This window comes from Streptosporangium sp. LJ11 (assembly GCF_051918945.1).
In the GTDB taxonomy this organism is placed as follows: Bacteria; Actinomycetota; Actinomycetes; order Streptosporangiales; family Streptosporangiaceae; genus Streptosporangium.
The window spans coordinates 1-15,941 of the sequence record NZ_JBPXMB010000030.1; the positions used below are offsets into that span (position 1 = coordinate 1).

Consider the following 15,941-nt stretch of genomic DNA (forward strand, 5'->3'; position numbering starts at 1 on the left):
GGGCCGCGTCCAGCACGGAGGTGCCGAGGGTGACGGTGGGAAAATCGACGAGCAGGTCACGAGCACGCATGAGGGCCATTCCGGGATCGGCGACAGAACTACCGACCAGACTTCCCGGCGCACCTTCGACGGACCTTATCAATGATCGCCGATTCGAGAGAGGGTGGGCCGGTGTCCACCATCGAGGCGGCTGGCCTGACCAAACGCTACGGCCGGGTGCTCGCGGTCGACGAGATCTCCTTGCGGGTCGAGCCGGCGGAGACGAGCCCGTCAACGGCCTGGACCCCGCCGGCGTCGTGGAGATCCGTACCCTGCTGGCCGGCCTGGCCCGCGAACACGGCGTCACGGTGTTCTTGTCCAGCCACCTGCTGGCCGAGGTCGCGCGCCTGGCCACCCGCGTGGGCATCATTCACCAGGGCCGCCTGATCCAGGAACTCCACACCGCCGCCCTGGACGAGCGCCTGCGCCGCCGCCTGACCGTGACCACCCGCGACGACACCACAGCCCACGCGGTCCTGCACGCCCGCGGCTACGAGGCCGCTCACGACCGCGGCGCGGGGCTCGTCCTCACCGGCGAACGCGCTGTGGCCCGGCCCGAAGAGGTGGCCACCGTGCTGGTCGAGGCCGGCGTGCCCCCCACCAAGCTCCTCGTGCAGGAAGAGGATCTGGAGGCCTACTTCCTGCGCATGGTCGGAGCCGACAATGCGTGAGGCGCTGTGGGCCGAGCTGCTCAAAGCGCGACGCAGTCGCCTGCCTTGGCTTACCGCCCTGGCCTTCACCCTCGCCGCACTGGTCTGCGGGTTGTTCATGTTCATCCTGGCCGACCCCGCCCGCGCCCTCGGGCTCCTGGGCGGCAAGGCCCAGCTGTCCGGCGCCGTCGCCGACTGGCCCGGCTACCTGGCCCTGCTGGCCCAGGCAGTCGGCGTGGGCGGATTCCTGATCTACGGGATGATCGCCATCTGGCTGTTCGGTCGCGAGTTCAGCGACCACACCGCCAAAGACCTGCTCGCCCTGCCCACCTCCCGCACCGCCATCGTGGGCGCCAAATTCATCCTCGCCGCCGGATGGGCGATGCTCCTGGCCGTGCAGGTGGCCGCGTTCGGCGTGCTGATCGGCGCACTGCTCACCCTGCCCGACTGGTCGGCCCAGATCGCCCTGGAAGGGATCGGTCGCCTCCTGGTCACCGCCGCGCTGACCGCCCTGCTCACCACCCCGCTGTCCCTGGCCGCCAGCCTGGGACGCGGCTACCTGGCCGCCGTGGGCGCCATGTTCGCCGCACTGTTTTGCGCCCAGGTCATCGCCGCCCTCGGCTTCGGCCACCACTTCCCCTGGTCGGTTCCCGGCCTGTACGCCGGAATCGCCGGCCCCGACCAGGACCGGCCCGGCCCGATCGGCTTCCTGCTGGTCCTCGCGGTCGGAGCCACGGGCGTGCTCGCCACCACGGCATGGTGGCGCAGAGCCGACCACCACCGCTGACAGCCGACACCACCGACACGCGCGACAGAACACGGCCGCCGGCTTTCGAACTCCGCTCGCTGTGCCTGGCAATACACCGACTCACGATGATCACGTCAACGAATGTGACACCAAGCCAGGCCTACCGTTCTGTTCCTACTGGACCCCTCCTTCTGAGGCTCCTGGAAGCACACGCTAAGTAACCAGAGCCGAGGCTCAAACCAGGCCGATTGCTCATCGGCCTGGAACATCCGGGTGCTCACGTTCTCCGGATTTTTGGTGTTTCCGCAGGAGCCGATGCTCACCGAATCCCGGACCCTGCAGGCGTGACGCGGGTTCTCGTTTCCCGCGGCTGGGCCACCGCCCGCGGTTCGGTGATCCACGAGTCCCGGTTGGAGCTCACCCGGCCGCCGCCCGGCCCTGTTCTCCTTGTTCTCCTTGTTCTCCCTTCCCTCCGCCCTCCACGTCTTCGCCGCGCCCGCCGGATCGGCGGGTCTGTGCCACTCACGTGGATGTTTGTCCACCGGGGAGCGGGTAAGGGCCCGCTCGCAGGCAGAAAACTCGCGGGTGGAAGCGAGGCGTCGTGGCCCGAGAGGTCGTGGCGCACCTGGGGGAGCGACACCGGCACGAGAGGCTCACCCGGGGCTCGGCTCCCTATCTGCGAGATCTGAGGCAAAGAACGAGCTCTGTGGTCACATCGAGGGAGAACACATGACATCGACATCGCGGCCGCCCGGCCATGAGCCCGGCACGCCGCAGGGCATCGGCCCGCAGGGTGTGGAGGCCCGCAGCGAGCTGGCCCGGTGGATCAGCGGCGCCGGCGTCTTTCCCGCCGACCGTGCCGCCTTGCTGGCCCGAGCCGAGGAGCAGGGCGCGCCCGACGCGGTGCTCGAGGCGGTGCGGTCACTGCCGGAGCAGACCTTCGCCACCCTGGCGGAGGTGGCGCAGACGCTCGGTTACGGCAAGGAAGAGACGGGACAGGGCTGAGACCCGCGGGTGATCACGGTTTCCCGTACAGGTGGCCGTGATCACCCGCGGCCCGATCATGAGGGGCGAGGGGTGAGGGGTATGGGTGCTGTTGCGGTGATCGTGGTGGACATGCTGAATCCCTACGACCACGAGGACGCCGACACCCTGGAAAAGAGCGTCGAGCAGATCGTGGAGCCCCTGGCGGGGCTGATGCGGCGCGCCCACCGGCATCGAGACGCCCGGCTGATAGTCGTCAACGACAACCACGGCGACTTCACCGCCACGACCGAGGACCTGCGGCGGCGCGCCCTGGAGGGCCGGCGCCCCGACCTGGTCGAGCCGGTGCTTCCCCCGGACGACTGCGCCTTCCTGCCCAAGGTGCGCCACAGCGCGTTCTTCGGCACGCCGCTGGAGTACCTGCTGCGCCGCGAGGAGATCGACACCGTCGTGCTGGCCGGCCAGGTCACCGAGCAGTGCGTGCTCTACAGCGCGCTGGACGCCTACGTGCGCGAGTTCTCCGTCCGGGTGGCCTCCGACTGCGTGGCCCACATCCATCCCGACCTCGCCGAGGCGTCACTGCGGATGATGGAGCGCAACATGCGCGCCGACCTCCTGCCCGCAGACCGGTGCCTGGGATGACAGGCCGCGTTCAAGCCGTCTCTCGTTGTCGATCACGATTTTTCTCACCATGCGTACGGCCGGGAGGTTAGTGCGGGAAAGACGAGGGCATCAGGGGCGTATGGTACGCGTGTTCGATAAGTCCATATATGACCGTATATGGCTACATCGGCACCGACGGTCGCGCCGTCACCGTGGCATGCACCTCCATCGGGTTGGGAGCGAACCGGCGACGCGACCTCATGGCGAGACGCCCTTCCGGAAGATGAGACCGCCGAGTTTCTCCCCGAGTCCTTCACCTGAGCCTTTCGTCGCCATGGGAGATCGTGATGCAGCTTCCCACGCCCCGAGGCCCTCTCACCGCCGCGCTCTTCGAACGGCTGAGGCGCCCGCCGCACACCTTCGATCCGCCACCGGTACCGGCCGGAGGGCCGGCCGTCGAGGGTGAGGATCTCCAGCTGGCGCTCTTCGCCTGCTACGAACTGCACTACCAGGGCTTCGAGGAGGTGCGGCAGGAGTGGGAGTGGGAGCCGTCGCTGCTGGCGGCCAGGAAGGCGCTGGAGCGGCGATGGGAGGAGGGCCTGGCGCGGGCCGTGCCGCGTCCGCCGCTCATGCCGGGTGTGCCCATGCGGCGCGCCCTGGCCGAGCTGGTGGCCGCCGACGAGGGGCCCCGCCTGTCGGCGTTCCTGGCCAGGCAGGCCGACCTGGAGCAGTTCCGCGAGTTCGTCACGCACCGGTCGATCTACCACCTCAAGGAGGCCGACCCGCACACCTGGGCGATTCCCCGGCTGAGCGGCCGTCCCAAGGCGGCGCTGGTGGAGATCCAGGCCGACGAGTACGGCGGCGGGCGCGTCGAGCGGATGCATTCGGAGCTGTTCCGAGCCACCATGCGCGGGCTGGACCTGGACGACTCCTACGGCGCCTACCTGGATCGGGTCCCGGCGATCACGCTGGCGATCTCCAACACCATGTCGCTGTTCGGGCTGCACCGGCGTCACCTCGGAGCGCTGCTGGGCCACCTGGCGGCGTTCGAGATGACCTCCTCGGCGCCCAACCACCGCTACTCCCTGGGCCTGCGCAGGCTGGGCGGGGACGAGACGGCGCGGCGTTTCTACGACGAGCACGTGCAGGCCGACGCCGTTCACGAGCAGGTGGCGGCGCACGACATGTGCGGCGGCTTCGTGGCGCAGCACCCCTCGCGGGCCGGCGACGTCCTGTACGGCGCGGCCTGCGCCCTGGCCCTGGACCGGCTCTTCGCCGAGCACGTCATGGACAGCTGGCGGTGCGGCGTCTCCTCACTGCGCGAGGCGGACCTGATGGCAGGGACCCGGTGACAGGCCTGGACACGGGCCGGGAGACGGATCTCGACATGGACTACGTGCTGCCGCTGCGCTGGAGTGACGACGCCGGGCTGGCGGAGCTGACCGCCTACCTGCGCCGGCTGCGCTCCAGTGTCCGTGTCATCGTCGTCGACAACTCCCCGGCCGGGCTGTTCGCCCGGCACGCCGCCCGCTGGGACGGCCTCGCGCTGCACGTACGACCCGACGGCGACCTCGACTTCGCCAACGGCAAGGTCAACGGAGTGATCACCGGGATGCGCCTGGCCCGTGCCGAGCACGTGATCATCGCCGACGACGACGTCCGCTACGGCGAGAGCGAACTGGCCCGCCTCGACGCCCTGCTGGGAAGAGCGGACCTGGTCCGCCCGCAAAACCACTTCGACCCGATGCCGTGGCATGCTCGCTGGGACAGCGCCCGCACCCTGCTCAACCGCGGGTTCGGCGCCGACTACCCCGGTACGTTCGGGGTGCGCCGCTCGACCTTCCTGGCGATGGGCGGCTACGACGGGAACGTGATGTTCGAGAACCTCGAACTCATCCGCACCGTCCGTGCTCACGGCGGCCGCGAGGAGCGCCCCCTCGATCTCTACGTCCGCCGCCTGCCGCCCGATCCGCGCCACTTCTGGTCCCAGCGGGTGCGGCAGGCCTACGACGACCTCGCGCAACCGGCCCGCATGGCGTTCTTTCTCGCCATCGTGCCCGCGCTGGCCGCCGCGCTGCTGCGGCGGCGCCCGGGGCCGGTCCTGGCCGGTGCGGGGATGGCGATGGGCCTGGCCGAGCTCGGCCGCCGCCGCGCGGGCGGGCGGCGGGTCTTTCCCTTCACCACCACCCTGTTCGCCCCGGTGTGGCTGCTGGAGCGGGCCGTCTGCAGCTGGCCGGCCCTGGCGGCCCGGTTCCTGCGCGGCGGGATCTTCTATGCCGGGCGCCGGATATCGCTCGCCGCGCACTCGTCCCGCCGGCTCAGAACGCGAGCTCAGGCCACCGCGTCGGGCTCGCTCGCGGCCCGGAAACCGGACCGCTTGTGCGAGCCGTCACAAAACGGCTTGGCCGAGGATCGGCCGCAGCGGCACAGCGCCACCGTCGCCCGGCCGGGATCGATGACGGTCCCGTCCTGAGTGAGCAGGGTGAACGGCCCCCGGATCAGTAGCGGCCCATCCTCACACGGGGTGATGCTGACCGAATCATCCATTTTTGGCGCCATATGAGGGCTTGTGCCCGACACGTCCGCGAAAAAACACCGATCGCCTCCCTCGCAGTCCGGCTCGGGCCCCGGCCCTTCTTTCCGAGGCCGGGACCCGAGCCGGACAGTGGATCAGCAGGGGTCAGACGATGTCGGCCGCGGCGGGGAAGCGGTCCCAGACCCGGTGCCGCCCCAGCAGCCGGACGATCTCCTCCAGCACCGCCTCGCCGCCGTCGGCGACGAGTACGCCGGGTGCGGCGGTGTCGATTCCCGCGGCGGCGAGTGCCTGGCCGGCGTCCCCCCACCCGCCGAGCGGCTTGGCGTGGCGGAACGCCTCGCCGAGCATCAGCAGCACCCGCGGGTCGACGCCCGCGGTGGCGGGCACGCCGTTGCCGGCCTTGGCGTCCCGGGCGCCGTAGGCGTCCTTGCCCGGCGCGGGCGCACCGGCCAGCACCACGGCGTCGAACTCGACGGACCGGGCGGTGGCGAACGTGCGCTGCACGGGGACGGGATCGTCGCCGCCCGCTCCGAGCAGGCCGCCCGCCGGTGCGATGACCAGCGGCACCATGCCGCCGTCCAGGACGGCCCGGCGGACGGCGCGGACCGCTTCCAGATCGCTGTTCTCGCCGGCGACGATGCCGATGACCCGGCCGGTGACGGGCCAGGTCCGCCCGAGCTGGGAGAGCGCGGGGCTGGGCTCGACCGACGGCAGCGGGCCCGCCGGCGCCGGAACCGGCAGGCCCAGCCCCTCGGCCACCTGCGCGCACAGGTAGGGGTCGATCTCGGCCAGCACCCGCAGGGTACGTTCCTTGATCGGCTGCTCGTAGACCTTGCCGAGCTCGAAGGTGTACGCGGCGATGACGTGCTCGCGCTCCAGCGGGGTCAGGCTCAGCCAGAACCGGCGGGGCTGGCTGAAGTGGTCGGCGAACGACGCCGGAGCCTCACGCACCTTGCTCGCCGCCGGCACCTGCACGGGCGTCTCCCGGTAGCCGCCCTCCTGCTGCCCCGCGAAGAAGGGACAGCCGCCGTCCAGGGAGTTGGGCTTGTACGGGGCGGCACCGGCGTGCACCGCCGTCTGGTGGAAGCCGTCACGCAGCATGTCGTTGACCGGGGCGTGCGTGCGATTGATCGGGATCTGCCCGAAGTTGGGGCCCCCCAACCGGCTGATCTGAGTGTCCAGGTACGAGAACAGCCGCCCCGCGAGCAGCGGGTCGTCGGTGACGTCGATGCCGGGCACCAGGTGACCGGGGTGGAAGGCGACCTGCTCGGTCTCGGCGAAGTAGTTGGTCGGGTTGGCGTTGAGGGTGAGCAGGCCGATCGGCTGGACCGGCGCCAGTTCCTCGGGCACGATCTTCGTGGCGTCCAGCAGGTCGATGCCCTCGAAGGTCTGCTCGGGGGTGTCGGGGAAGACCTGGATGCCCAGCTCCCACTGCGGATAGGCGCCCGCCTCGATCGCGTCGGCCAGATCACGGCGGTGGAAGTCCGGATCCGCGCCGTTGATCAGCTGCGCCTCCTCCCACACCAGCGAGTGCACCCCGGCCGTGGGCTTCCAGTGGAACTTCACCAGCGACGTCGCCCCTTCGGCGTCGACGAGCCGGAAGGTGTGGACGCCGAAGCCCTCCATCGTCCGGTAGGAGCGGGGAATGCCGCGGTCGGACATGTTCCACAGCGTGTGGTGGGTGGCCTCGGTGTGGAGGGAGACGAAGTCCCAGAACGTGTCGTGCGCGCTCTGGGCCTGGGGAATCTCCCGATCCGGGTGCGGCTTGGCCGCGTGGATGATGTCGGGGAACTTGATGGCGTCCTGGATGAAGAACACCGGGATGTTGTTGCCCACCAGGTCGAAGACGCCCTCACCGGTGTAGAACTTCGTCGCGAACCCCCGGGTGTCACGCACCGTGTCGGCCGACCCCCGTGATCCGAGCACGGTCGAGAACCGCACGAAGACCGGGGTCTCGACGTCCTTGGCGAGGAAGGCCGCCTTGGTCACCGTCGAGGCGGTGCCGTACGCGCGAAAGACGCCGTGCGCGGCGGCCCCACGGGCGTGCACGACGCGCTCGGGGATGCGCTCGTGATCGAAATGCATGATCTTCTCGCGCAGATGGTGATCCTGCAGCAACACCGGACCCCGAGGACCGGCCTTGAGCGAGTGGTCGGTGTCGGGCAGCCGTGCGCCCTGAGCGGTCGTCAGGTACGCCCCGCCCTGTGCCCGCGCCGCCGCCGGCACGTCGGTGGGCTGCCCGGTCGGGGAGAACGCCTCCGGCCCGCTCTGGTCGGGCTTGGGGGGCAGGGGCGCCCGAGGCTCGGTCGGCTCCCGCAGCGACGGTGTCTCGCCGCCCGGCCGGCCGGGGATCACGCCGGACGGCTCGCCGCCGGCCACCGCGTCGGCCACCGCGTCAACGATCTTGCCGACCGTTTCCTTCACCGGGTGGGACTCTTCCATCGTTTATCCCCCTAGATCGTGACGGTGGCGAAGCACCCGCCGCCACCGAGAACCGAATCCGCCTGTGCGCAACGCGCGCTGATGACGCAGGTCAGAGCCCCCGCAACCAGCAGCGCTACGCTCTACCCCGGTGTTCGCGTCTGAATCGACGGATCGGCCGGCACCCGCCCCGTCCGCCCATCGGTGGATCACCGCGAGAAAGGCGAGGCCCACACCGCCCGGCTCGACCGCGGTCACGTCTGTGGGAAGACTCCGCGGGGCCACCTGGTCGCCGCGGCTCAGGGGATCAGGACGATCTTCCCGGTGGTGCGGCGGGTCGACAGGAGCTCGTGTGCCTTGGCCACCTCGGCCAGCGGCAGCACCTGATCCAGGTGGACCCTGAGCCGGCCCGACTCCGCCAGGGCCGTCAGCCGTGACAGGTCGGCCGCCGAGGGGCGCACGCTCACCACCGCCAGCCGTACGCCCAACTCGGCCGCGCGTTCACGCGTGATGCCGAGGTTGCCCCCCAGCGCTCCGACGAGCAGGCCGCCGGGCTTGAGCGCGGCGGCGGAACGTTCCCCGTACTCGCCGCCCACCAGATCGAGCACCACGTCCACCGGTGCGGTCTCCGCGACGAAGTCCGCAGTGGTGTGATCGACCAGGGTGTCCGCGCCGAGCTCGCGCAGGAGGTCGTGCTTGGCGGTTCGAGCGGTACCGGTGACGTGCGCCCCGAAAGACGCGGCGACCTGGACGGCGAGGTGACCGACCCCTCCTCCGGCGGCGTGCACGAGAACCCGCTGTCCCTCGGCGACACGGGCGATGCCGACCAGCGCCTGCCAGGCGGTCAGCCCGGCCAGCGGGAGCCCTCCCGCCTGCTCCACGGACAGCGCGGCGGGCCGGTGGACGATCTCGTTGGGCGAGGCGAGCACGTAGTCGGCGTAGGCGTTGCCGGCGCAGGGAAAGGCGAGCAGGCCCAGCACCTCGTCACCGGGGGCGAACGCGGACACGCCGGGCCCGGTGGACTCGACCGTGCCCGCGACGTCCCAGCCGAGGGTGAAGGGCGGCGGGCCGAGCAGCGGGAAGAGGCCGGAGCGGACCGCTCCGTCGACCGGGTTGACCCCGGCGGCCCTGACCTTGATCAGGACCTGCCCGTGATCCGGCTCCGGCCGGTCGACCTCGGCGACACCGAGCACGGAAGGGTCGCCGACGGCGGACTGGGTGATGACGCGCATCGTGATCTCCTCTGAAGGGAAGTTCTTCGGGATCAATCGTCGGCGACGCCGGTATCTCATTGAAAGAAGGCACCTTTTGGAGATATAGGTACCTTATGGAAACTACTTCTGGCCTGCGAGAGCACGGCGCCGCGAACGCGTACCTTCGGGAGTGCGGCTCGCGGAAAGTCCTGGAGGCGATCGCCAACAAGTGGACGTGCCTGCTGGTGGACGCCCTGCGGGACGGCCCGATCCGGTTCGGCGTGCTCCGCCGCAGGATCGACGGGATCACCCAGAAGAGCCTCACCCAGACGCTGCGGAACATGGAACGCGACGGGATGGTGACCCGCACCGTCTACCCGACGATCCCGCCCCGGGTGGAGTACGAGCTCAGCGCACTGGGACGGAGCGTGGTCACGCTGATGGAGGGCGTCAAGAGCTGGTCGGAGAAGCACGTGGCCGAGATCATGGCCGCTCGCGAGCTCTACGACCTCCGCGCGGCCGAGGAACCCAGGCCCGTCCAGGTGGGCTGAGCGGACCCGAGCGCGTCATCGGCCGCCACGCGCGACGGCGCCCGCCGCCCGGAATCGTGTTCCGGGCGGCGGGCGCCGTCGTCTCCGGGGTCACGGGTGGCTCGTGGCCGCCGTGGATCCCCTCCGCGTCCGGACGCTCACGACCGCCGCGTGATCCCCGGACGTCGTTCTACCAGCCGCTGCCGGACCGGTAGAGCTGGCCGCGCACCGCGCCGCCGCCGAACTCGGTGGTGTGCAGGTTGGTGTACCAGTTCTTCGGGTTCTTCTTGATCCCGGACAGCAGGCCGCCGTCGTTGATCTTGACGCTGCCGAGGATGGCCTTGCTGCCGCCCGGCAGGGCCTCCATGAAGAAGCCGACCTTCACGTCGCCGTTCTTACCGGCCTTGCCCTGGTGGATGTGGAACGCGGTGGGGGTGGCCGTCCCCTCCCACCGTACGGCGTAGGAGACCTCGTTGCCGCGGATGCGGACGATGGCGATGGCCTTGCCGTCCTTGTCGCCGACGGCGGGACCGCCGCTGACCGGCACCTCGTTCTTACCGAGCAGGGTGCCCGCGAAGTAGGCGTCCGCTGTGCTCGCGGTATCGGACTGCGTGGCCGAGGCTGTGCCGGCCTGCGCGGCCTGCGCGGCCGGGGCGAGAGCCGAGGCGAGCAGGGCCGCGGCGATGGCCACGCCGGAGACGGTGAGGGTGCGCTTGGACATCGTGAACCTCTTGTAGCTGTAGGGGCTGCTGCGTTCTTCTGCCGGTTGTACGGCGCCACGGCCACATACGGTTCAATCTTCAAATACGTAAAAAAGCACATGAGGAAACGGCTCCAGAAAGGCGCTCCCGTTCCGGGGAAGGGCTAGGATGCCCCGCTCAGACCATGACGGTGAGCAGCGTGTCGCCGCCGGTCGTGCGTACCTCGAAGCGGTCGATCCCGGCCGGCCCCCAGGCGACCCCGCCGTGCACGTAGAGCGGTTCGGGAGAGCCGGCCACCCCGTAGCCCCGCTCGGGCACCGCCCATCCGGTGACCACGCGCCGCTCGCCGCTCCGGGAGACCGCGACCAGCTCGCACTCCAGCGGCCCCTTGACGCCCCTGAGCTCCAGGGCGGCGTGGGTGCCCCAGCCCTTCGTCTCCAGCACCAGGCCGCCGGTGACACCGGAGGCGCCCGTGCCCGTGAGCGGCGTGCCGGACCGGTAGGCGTCCTCGGCGGGGCCGTGCGCGGAGTGGCCGACGGGGACGCTCCCGCTCTCGCCGGAGATCGAGGTGCCCACCGCGATCCCGCCGGCGACCAGGGTGACGGCCGCGGCGGCGCCGATCACGAACGTGCCCCTGCGGGCGCGCCGGTCGGCCGCCTTGCGGCGGCGCAGCAGGTTGACCACCTCGGCGGGACCCCGGTCGCCGGCATCGGCGTCGTCGTGCTCGTCTCCTAGGGGTCCGATGCCGGAGAGGGCGCCCGCCACCCCGGACAGCTCCTGAAGCTCGGCGGTGCAGGACGGGCACGCGGCCAGGTGGTCCGAGAAAGCCGTCCGGTCGGGCTCTTCGAGGATGCCCAGGGCGTACGCGCCCACGTCGGTGTGCTCCACCTGCGAGGTCATGCCGTCACCCCTCTCTCCTCAAGGGCGACGCGCAGCGCGCGGAGGGCGTAGTACGCCCTCGACTTCACCGTGCCCACCGGGATGCCGAGCGTCTCGGCGGCCTCGTTCACCGACCGGTCACGCAGGACCGTCTCTTTGAGGATCTCGCGGTGGGCGGGAGACAGCGAGTCGAGCGCGTCCGACACGACGACCTGTCGCAAAAGATCTTCCATCTGATCGGGCATGAGCACACTCTCCAGTGGTCCCTCACCCGCCTCGTGGGGGCGCGCGTCCTTACGGCGTTGGTCGTCGATCACGATATGTCTGGCGACCGTCGCAAGCCAAGGCATCAGGGACGACGCGTCGGCGTCGAACCGGTCCGCGCTGCGCCACGCCCGGACCATGGTCTCCTGCACCACGTCCTCGGCCCACTGCACGTCGCCGCGGGTGAGCCGTACGACGAAGGAGAGCAGCGGCCGGTGGTACACCCGGTACAGCTCCGCGACGATCAGCTCGTCGTCGGGGGCGTCGACCGGTCGCAGATGGCGGGACCGGTTCCGCCGGTCACCGGGCCAGGAAGAGGCTTTCACGTCGAGGTTCTCTCCGGAGAAATCGGCCGGCGGGGAGGGGCAGGCGTCCTGCCGCGTCATCACGCGCGCCCCGCGGTTCGCGCCGGGGGATCGTGACGGGTGCACGGGGCGGTATCGCCTGCCTCATCGTGGGCGCGGATGCCGGACGGCGGTTCCGCGATCACGGCGGTGCCCGCTGGAGCGGGCCGCCGCAGGGCGTTCACGATCACGCTGTGCCCTCCGGGGGTCGGCCGCCGGACGATTTCCGGTGTCGGCAGGCAGTACGGCGCCGGATCCCAGGAGGTTCAACGGATCGCGTGGATTTTCGATTATTAGCCGAACTAGCCTCTCATAAGAGGAAAAATCGGTTAATTCCCGGCAAAGGCATCTCTTCGAACCGGTGAGCCACCATGGGGCCTCCCGGCCGGACACGGCGGGTACGGAGTGCGGGACCGGCCTTCGTACGGGGCGCGACAGATCGTCGTGCGGCCTTCCGGTACGGGGTGCGGCGCCCGCCGGTCGTCATGCGGCGTGCGGGACGGGGGCGGGGCCGGTCGTGCGGACATCGGGTGGCCGGTCTCGTGCGGCGTGCCGCTCGGGCCGCGGCACGCCGTGAGGGCGGGCCGCGGCGATGTCACAGGACCGGGCGGACGTGGGTGATGAGGCGGCCGCCGTCGAAGACGTGCATGGCGATCTGCGGCGGCAGGTCGTAGTCGACGGGGACCGGGGCGTCGAGCTCCTGGTTGAGCCGCAGCGTGGAGATGACCCCCGGGGCGACCGACAGCGGCAGACCCGCGAAGGTGGTGCTCGCCGCGGTGTGGGCGTGACCGGTGATGACGGCCACCACCTGCGGGTGCCGCCGCACGACCGCCTCCAGCCGCTCCGGGTTCCGCAGCCGGATCGAGTCCACGTACGGGGTGCCCAGCGACACCGGCGGGTGGTGCATGCCGACGATGACCGGGGTGTCCGGGGTCTCGGCGAGCACGCCGTTCAACCAGGTGACCGTCTCGTCCTCCAGGAAGCCCTCCGGCCGCCCGGGGACGCTGGAGTCGCACAGCACGACGGTGAGCCCGTCGAGCCTGAGGACCTGGTTGATCGGCCCGTCGCCGTCCTCGTCGAGGTCGAGCAGCGCCTTGCGGAACGCCGAACGGACGTCGTGGTTACCCGGGCAGATGATCGTCGGATGGCGCGTGGTCAGCAGCTCGCGCGCGATCTCGTACTCCTCGATCAGGCCGTTGTCGGCGATGTCGCCGGTCACCATGACCGCGTCCAGGGGGCCGGGCAGGTTCTCCAGGTGCCGCATGACGGATCGGGTCCTGTCGATGCTGCGGGGGGAACCGTCGATGTGGACGTCACTTACGTGCGCCAGGATCAGCATCAATCAAGAGTGACATATCCGGCTTCCTGTCGCCGGGCATCCGGAACGGAGGCCGGGAACGCACCGGGCGAGGAAAGCCGGTGTGAGAGAGCCGGCGGAACGGGGGACGACGCGAGTCGGACGGCGACGCCGGGCGGCCGGGTGCACGCCGTATCGGGGGGCGCCGGGTCAGGCGGTGGAACGGCCCTGCCGATGCCCGTGCCGCCCCCGGGTCACCAGAACCACCTTGTCCTGAAATTTCATGACGTCTTCATAGTAGATCGATCAGTCCAGAATGGTGAGTGCCTGAGCGGCAGCGTCACGCAGCCGTACCGGGTCCGACGTCCCCTTGGCCGTGAGCCGCAACCCCTGGAGGAAGACCAGCAGGAAGCCCGCCAGCGCCCGCGGGTCGCGGTCGGCGGGCAGCTCCCCCTGCGCCCGCGCCCGGATCAGCGCCGACGCCAGCGCGGTCTCCAGCGCGGTCCACTCGCCGTCCACGCACCGGGCCACCTGCTCGTCGCCGGGGAGCATCTCCGCCGCCGCGTTCCCGATCATGCAGCCCCGCCGCCCCGCGTCCCCGACGGAGTCGCGGACGTAGCCCTCCACCAACTCCCGTACGGCGGGAAGCGCGGGTCCCGGACGCGAGAGCGTCTCCATGTACAACGGGCGGCGGATCTCCCGGTAGCGCCGCAGCGCCCGGAGGTAGAGCTCGTGCTTGCCACCGAACGTGGCGTACAGGCTGGCCCGGCCGATTCCCAGGCGCTCCACCAGGTCGCTCATCGACGTCGCCTCGTAGCCGCGCTCCCAGAACAGGTCGAGCGCCGCCCGGAGGGCGGCGTCCGGATCGAACTCCTTCGTCCGCACCATGAAGGAAACGTAGAACAATCCAGAATGATCGGTCAAACAAGCTGTGGCCCGTCTCTGCCCCTGGTAAGAGACGGGCCACAGCGGATCGGAGGCCGTACCCACCGGCTACTCCCAACGGAAGAGCCGCGTGGCCAGTCCGACCGTGACCAGCACGGTCACCGCCATCACCACCAGGTGCAGCGGCTGCGGAGCCTGCCCGGCCCACGTGTCACGGAGCGCGTCGGCGAACGGCGCCATCGGCAGGAAGTCCCCGATCCGCTGCACCAGGTCGGGCATGAGGTCCCGGGGGATCCACATCCCCGCCATGAACATCAGCGGGAACATCAGCAGCGAGCCGATGCCCGGCGCCACCTTCGCGTTGGGCGCCAACGCGGCGATCAGCAACCCCAGGCCCAGCATCGACGCCGTGCCGAGCACGAACACCCCCGCGAAGGCGAGCGGGCTCTTGGGCGGGACCGAGCCGAGGACGAGATAGCCCAGGCCGATCAGGAGGAGGGTGGCGACGATCGCCGTCGCGAGGTTGTTGGCGAGCTGGGCGACCAGCAGCCGGACCGGGTTGACCGGGGTGGTGGACATCCGGCGCAGCACGCCGCTCTCCCGGTAGGTCACCAGCGTCGCCGGCAGGACGGTCAGCGCCATCGTCACCACCGCCAGGATCACCATCATGGCGGGCAGCTGGGTGTCGATGATCCGCTCCCCACCCATTTCGGGGATCGCCTTCTGGTGGGTGGGGATCTGCCCGAGCGCGAGCAGGAGGACGAGAGGCAGCATTATCGAGAAGATCGGGCCGCCCGGATCCCGCAGGAAGAGCTTGGCCTCGGTCAGGAGCATCTTGTTCATGAGGAGATCTTCTTTCCGGTGAGGTTGAGGAAGGCGTCGTCGAGGGTCGCCTGCTCCATGCGCAGGTCGGTGGGCACGACACCCATGGCGGAGAGGACGGTCGTGACCGCGAGGAGCAGGTTGCCGGTGCCGGTGACCGCGACCTGCCCGCCGCTGCGGCTCACCCCGGTGACCTCGGGCAGGGCTTCGAGCCGGGAGTCGTCGAGCGGTCCGGACGGCCGGAACCTGATGGTCTGCCGCCCGCCGACCCGGGCGATCAGGCCGGACGGGCTGTCCATCGCGACCACCCGGCCGGAGTCGATCAGCGCGAGCCGGTCGCAGAGCCGCTCGGCCTCCTCCATGAAGTGGGTGACGAGCAGGATCGTCACACCGTCCTCGCGGACCCGCTCGATGAGCTCCCAGGTGTCGCGGCGGGCCTGGGGGTCCAGGCCGGTGGTGAGCTCGTCCAGGATCGCCACGCGGGGGTTGCCGATCAGCGCCAGCGCGATCGAGAGCCGCTGCTGCTGGCCACCGGAGAGCTTGCCGTAGGGGGTGTCGCGCTTGTCGGCGAGCCCGACGCGCTCCAGCAGCTCCCCCCAGTTCGCCGGGGACCGGTAGAAGGAGGCGTACAGGTCGAGCGCCTCCCGCACCTTGAGCTTCTCCGGCAGCGTGGAGCTCTGCAGCTGGACCCCCAGCTGTTCCTTGAGCTCGGCGCGGTGCAGACCTCCGAGCACGCTGACGGTGCCGGAGTCGGGGACGCGCAGGCCGGCGACGCACTCCACGGTGGTCGTCTTGCCGGCGCCGTTGGGGCCGAGAACGCCGAAGATCTCGCCCTCTTCCACGGTGAACGAGACGTCGTCCACCGCCAGCTGGTCGCGGTACTGCTTGCGGAGGTTGCTGACCTCGATGACCTTCATGCTCACCGACGCTACGAGCCGCGCCGCGCCCGGAGAATCCGTCTACACCCCCGGCGGGGACGGGCCAGGCACCCGAGGGAGGTGTGGCTACCTCCACCCCCTCACGGCACTCGCCACCACTGGGCACG

The 15,941-nt window shown here is 70.5% G+C and carries 16 protein-coding genes and 1 pseudogene; 7 read left to right on the top strand and 10 right to left on the bottom strand.

What is annotated here, in order from left to right; translation table 11 throughout:
• Positions 1-296: 296 nt before the first annotated feature.
• The 6 genes from ACTOQ3_RS35245 (at position 297) to ACTOQ3_RS35270 (ending at position 5,497) form a co-directional block, all read left to right on the top strand.
• Positions 297-710 (top strand): hypothetical protein, encoded by a 414-nt coding sequence (locus ACTOQ3_RS35245; protein ID WP_440087808.1) that lies wholly within the window; start codon positions 297-299, stop codon positions 708-710.
• Positions 703-1,476, top strand: coding sequence for an ABC transporter permease (locus tag ACTOQ3_RS35250; protein WP_440087809.1), 774 nt, complete (start codon positions 703-705; stop codon positions 1,474-1,476). The genes ACTOQ3_RS35245 and ACTOQ3_RS35250 overlap by 8 nt, the downstream gene beginning before the upstream one ends.
• Before the next feature lie 690 nt (positions 1,477-2,166).
• Positions 2,167-2,442 carry a DUF2795 domain-containing protein gene (locus ACTOQ3_RS35255; protein WP_440087810.1) on the top strand — a complete coding sequence of 92 codons (276 nt, stop codon included), beginning with the start codon at positions 2,167-2,169 and terminating at the stop codon, positions 2,440-2,442.
• A gap of 81 nt (positions 2,443-2,523) precedes the next feature.
• Positions 2,524-3,063, top strand: coding sequence for a cysteine hydrolase family protein (locus tag ACTOQ3_RS35260; RefSeq protein WP_440087811.1), 540 nt, complete (start codon positions 2,524-2,526; stop codon positions 3,061-3,063).
• Between the two features lie 308 nt (positions 3,064-3,371).
• A complete protein-coding gene (locus tag ACTOQ3_RS35265; protein ID WP_440087812.1) occupies positions 3,372-4,376 on the top strand; it encodes an iron-containing redox enzyme family protein in 1,005 nt (334 codons plus the stop codon).
• Entirely contained in the window at positions 4,373-5,497 is a 1,125-nt protein-coding gene (locus ACTOQ3_RS35270) for a glycosyltransferase (protein WP_440087813.1), read from the top strand. Before ACTOQ3_RS35265 ends, ACTOQ3_RS35270 begins: the two co-directional genes overlap by 4 nt.
• On the opposite strand, the pseudogene ACTOQ3_RS35275 reads toward ACTOQ3_RS35270, so the two are convergent.
• The 3 genes and pseudogenes from ACTOQ3_RS35275 to ACTOQ3_RS35285 form a co-directional block, all read right to left on the bottom strand.
• Positions 5,461-5,583 (bottom strand): annotated as a pseudogene (locus ACTOQ3_RS35275) (hypothetical protein); the annotation flags it as partial. The gene ACTOQ3_RS35270 and the pseudogene ACTOQ3_RS35275 overlap by 37 nt on opposite strands.
• Before the next feature lie 121 nt (positions 5,584-5,704).
• Positions 5,705-8,002 carry a catalase gene (locus tag ACTOQ3_RS35280; RefSeq protein ID WP_440087814.1) on the bottom strand — a complete coding sequence of 766 codons (2,298 nt, stop codon included), beginning with the start codon at positions 8,000-8,002 and terminating at the stop codon, positions 5,705-5,707.
• Between the two features lie 278 nt (positions 8,003-8,280).
• Positions 8,281-9,213 carry an NADP-dependent oxidoreductase gene (locus ACTOQ3_RS35285; RefSeq protein ID WP_440087815.1) on the bottom strand — a complete coding sequence of 311 codons (933 nt, stop codon included), beginning with the start codon at positions 9,211-9,213 and terminating at the stop codon, positions 8,281-8,283.
• A gap of 95 nt (positions 9,214-9,308) precedes the next feature.
• Here ACTOQ3_RS35285 and ACTOQ3_RS35290 point away from each other — a divergent pair, with 95 nt between their 5' ends.
• Complete coding sequence (locus ACTOQ3_RS35290; protein ID WP_440087816.1) at positions 9,309-9,725, top strand: winged helix-turn-helix transcriptional regulator; 417 nt, start codon at positions 9,309-9,311, stop codon at positions 9,723-9,725.
• A gap of 169 nt (positions 9,726-9,894) precedes the next feature.
• Here ACTOQ3_RS35290 and ACTOQ3_RS35295 read toward each other — a convergent pair whose 3' ends face one another.
• The 7 genes from ACTOQ3_RS35295 to ACTOQ3_RS35325 form a co-directional block, all read right to left on the bottom strand.
• Positions 9,895-10,425, bottom strand: a complete 531-nt coding sequence (locus ACTOQ3_RS35295) for a CHRD domain-containing protein (RefSeq protein ID WP_440087817.1) — start codon at positions 10,423-10,425, stop codon at positions 9,895-9,897.
• 157 nt (positions 10,426-10,582) lie between these two features.
• On the bottom strand, positions 10,583-11,305 hold the full coding sequence (locus ACTOQ3_RS35300) for an anti-sigma factor family protein (RefSeq protein ID WP_440087818.1): 723 nt from the start codon (positions 11,303-11,305) through the stop codon (positions 10,583-10,585).
• Positions 11,302-11,934 carry a sigma-70 family RNA polymerase sigma factor gene (locus tag ACTOQ3_RS35305; protein ID WP_440087819.1) on the bottom strand — a complete coding sequence of 211 codons (633 nt, stop codon included), beginning with the start codon at positions 11,932-11,934 and terminating at the stop codon, positions 11,302-11,304. Before ACTOQ3_RS35305 ends, ACTOQ3_RS35300 begins: the two co-directional genes overlap by 4 nt.
• Positions 11,935-12,487: 553 nt before the next feature.
• The gene (locus ACTOQ3_RS35310; RefSeq protein ID WP_440087820.1) at positions 12,488-13,231 is read right to left on the bottom strand and encodes a phosphodiesterase; all 744 of its coding nucleotides are present in this window, start codon (positions 13,229-13,231) and stop codon (positions 12,488-12,490) included.
• A 264-nt stretch (positions 13,232-13,495) separates the two neighbouring features.
• A complete protein-coding gene (locus ACTOQ3_RS35315) occupies positions 13,496-14,077 on the bottom strand; it encodes a TetR/AcrR family transcriptional regulator (RefSeq protein ID WP_440087821.1) in 582 nt (193 codons plus the stop codon).
• 105 nt (positions 14,078-14,182) lie between these two features.
• The gene (locus ACTOQ3_RS35320; RefSeq protein ID WP_440087822.1) at positions 14,183-14,917 is read right to left on the bottom strand and encodes an ABC transporter permease; all 735 of its coding nucleotides are present in this window, start codon (positions 14,915-14,917) and stop codon (positions 14,183-14,185) included.
• Entirely contained in the window at positions 14,914-15,813 is a 900-nt protein-coding gene (locus ACTOQ3_RS35325) for an ABC transporter ATP-binding protein (RefSeq protein ID WP_440087823.1), read from the bottom strand. The genes ACTOQ3_RS35320 and ACTOQ3_RS35325 overlap by 4 nt, the downstream gene beginning before the upstream one ends.
• Between the last annotated feature and the right edge of the window lie 128 nt (positions 15,814-15,941).

Bases quoted from the DNA above. Each gene is read 5' to 3' on its own strand.
- ACTOQ3_RS35260 (WP_440087811.1), top strand. From the start codon at position 2,524: ATGGGTGCTGTTGCGGTGATCGTGGTGGACATGCTGAATCCCTACGAC.
- ACTOQ3_RS35265 (WP_440087812.1), top strand. From the start codon at position 3,372: ATGCAGCTTCCCACGCCCCGAGGCCCTCTCACCGCCGCGCTCTTCGAA.
- ACTOQ3_RS35320 (WP_440087822.1), bottom strand. From the start codon at position 14,917: ATGAACAAGATGCTCCTGACCGAGGCCAAGCTCTTCCTGCGGGATCCG.
- ACTOQ3_RS35280 (WP_440087814.1), bottom strand. From the start codon at position 8,002: ATGGAAGAGTCCCACCCGGTGAAGGAAACGGTCGGCAAGATCGTTGAC.
- ACTOQ3_RS35315 (WP_440087821.1), bottom strand. From the start codon at position 14,077: ATGGTGCGGACGAAGGAGTTCGATCCGGACGCCGCCCTCCGGGCGGCG.
- ACTOQ3_RS35325 (WP_440087823.1), bottom strand. From the start codon at position 15,813: ATGAAGGTCATCGAGGTCAGCAACCTCCGCAAGCAGTACCGCGACCAG.
- ACTOQ3_RS35300 (WP_440087818.1), bottom strand. From the start codon at position 11,305: ATGACCTCGCAGGTGGAGCACACCGACGTGGGCGCGTACGCCCTGGGC.
- ACTOQ3_RS35255 (WP_440087810.1), top strand. From the start codon at position 2,167: ATGACATCGACATCGCGGCCGCCCGGCCATGAGCCCGGCACGCCGCAG.
- ACTOQ3_RS35290 (WP_440087816.1), top strand. From the start codon at position 9,309: ATGGAAACTACTTCTGGCCTGCGAGAGCACGGCGCCGCGAACGCGTAC.
- ACTOQ3_RS35310 (WP_440087820.1), bottom strand. From the start codon at position 13,231: ATGCTGATCCTGGCGCACGTAAGTGACGTCCACATCGACGGTTCCCCC.
- ACTOQ3_RS35295 (WP_440087817.1), bottom strand. From the start codon at position 10,425: ATGTCCAAGCGCACCCTCACCGTCTCCGGCGTGGCCATCGCCGCGGCC.
- ACTOQ3_RS35305 (WP_440087819.1), bottom strand. From the start codon at position 11,934: ATGACGCGGCAGGACGCCTGCCCCTCCCCGCCGGCCGATTTCTCCGGA.
- ACTOQ3_RS35250 (WP_440087809.1), top strand. From the start codon at position 703: ATGCGTGAGGCGCTGTGGGCCGAGCTGCTCAAAGCGCGACGCAGTCGC.
- ACTOQ3_RS35285 (WP_440087815.1), bottom strand. From the start codon at position 9,213: ATGCGCGTCATCACCCAGTCCGCCGTCGGCGACCCTTCCGTGCTCGGT.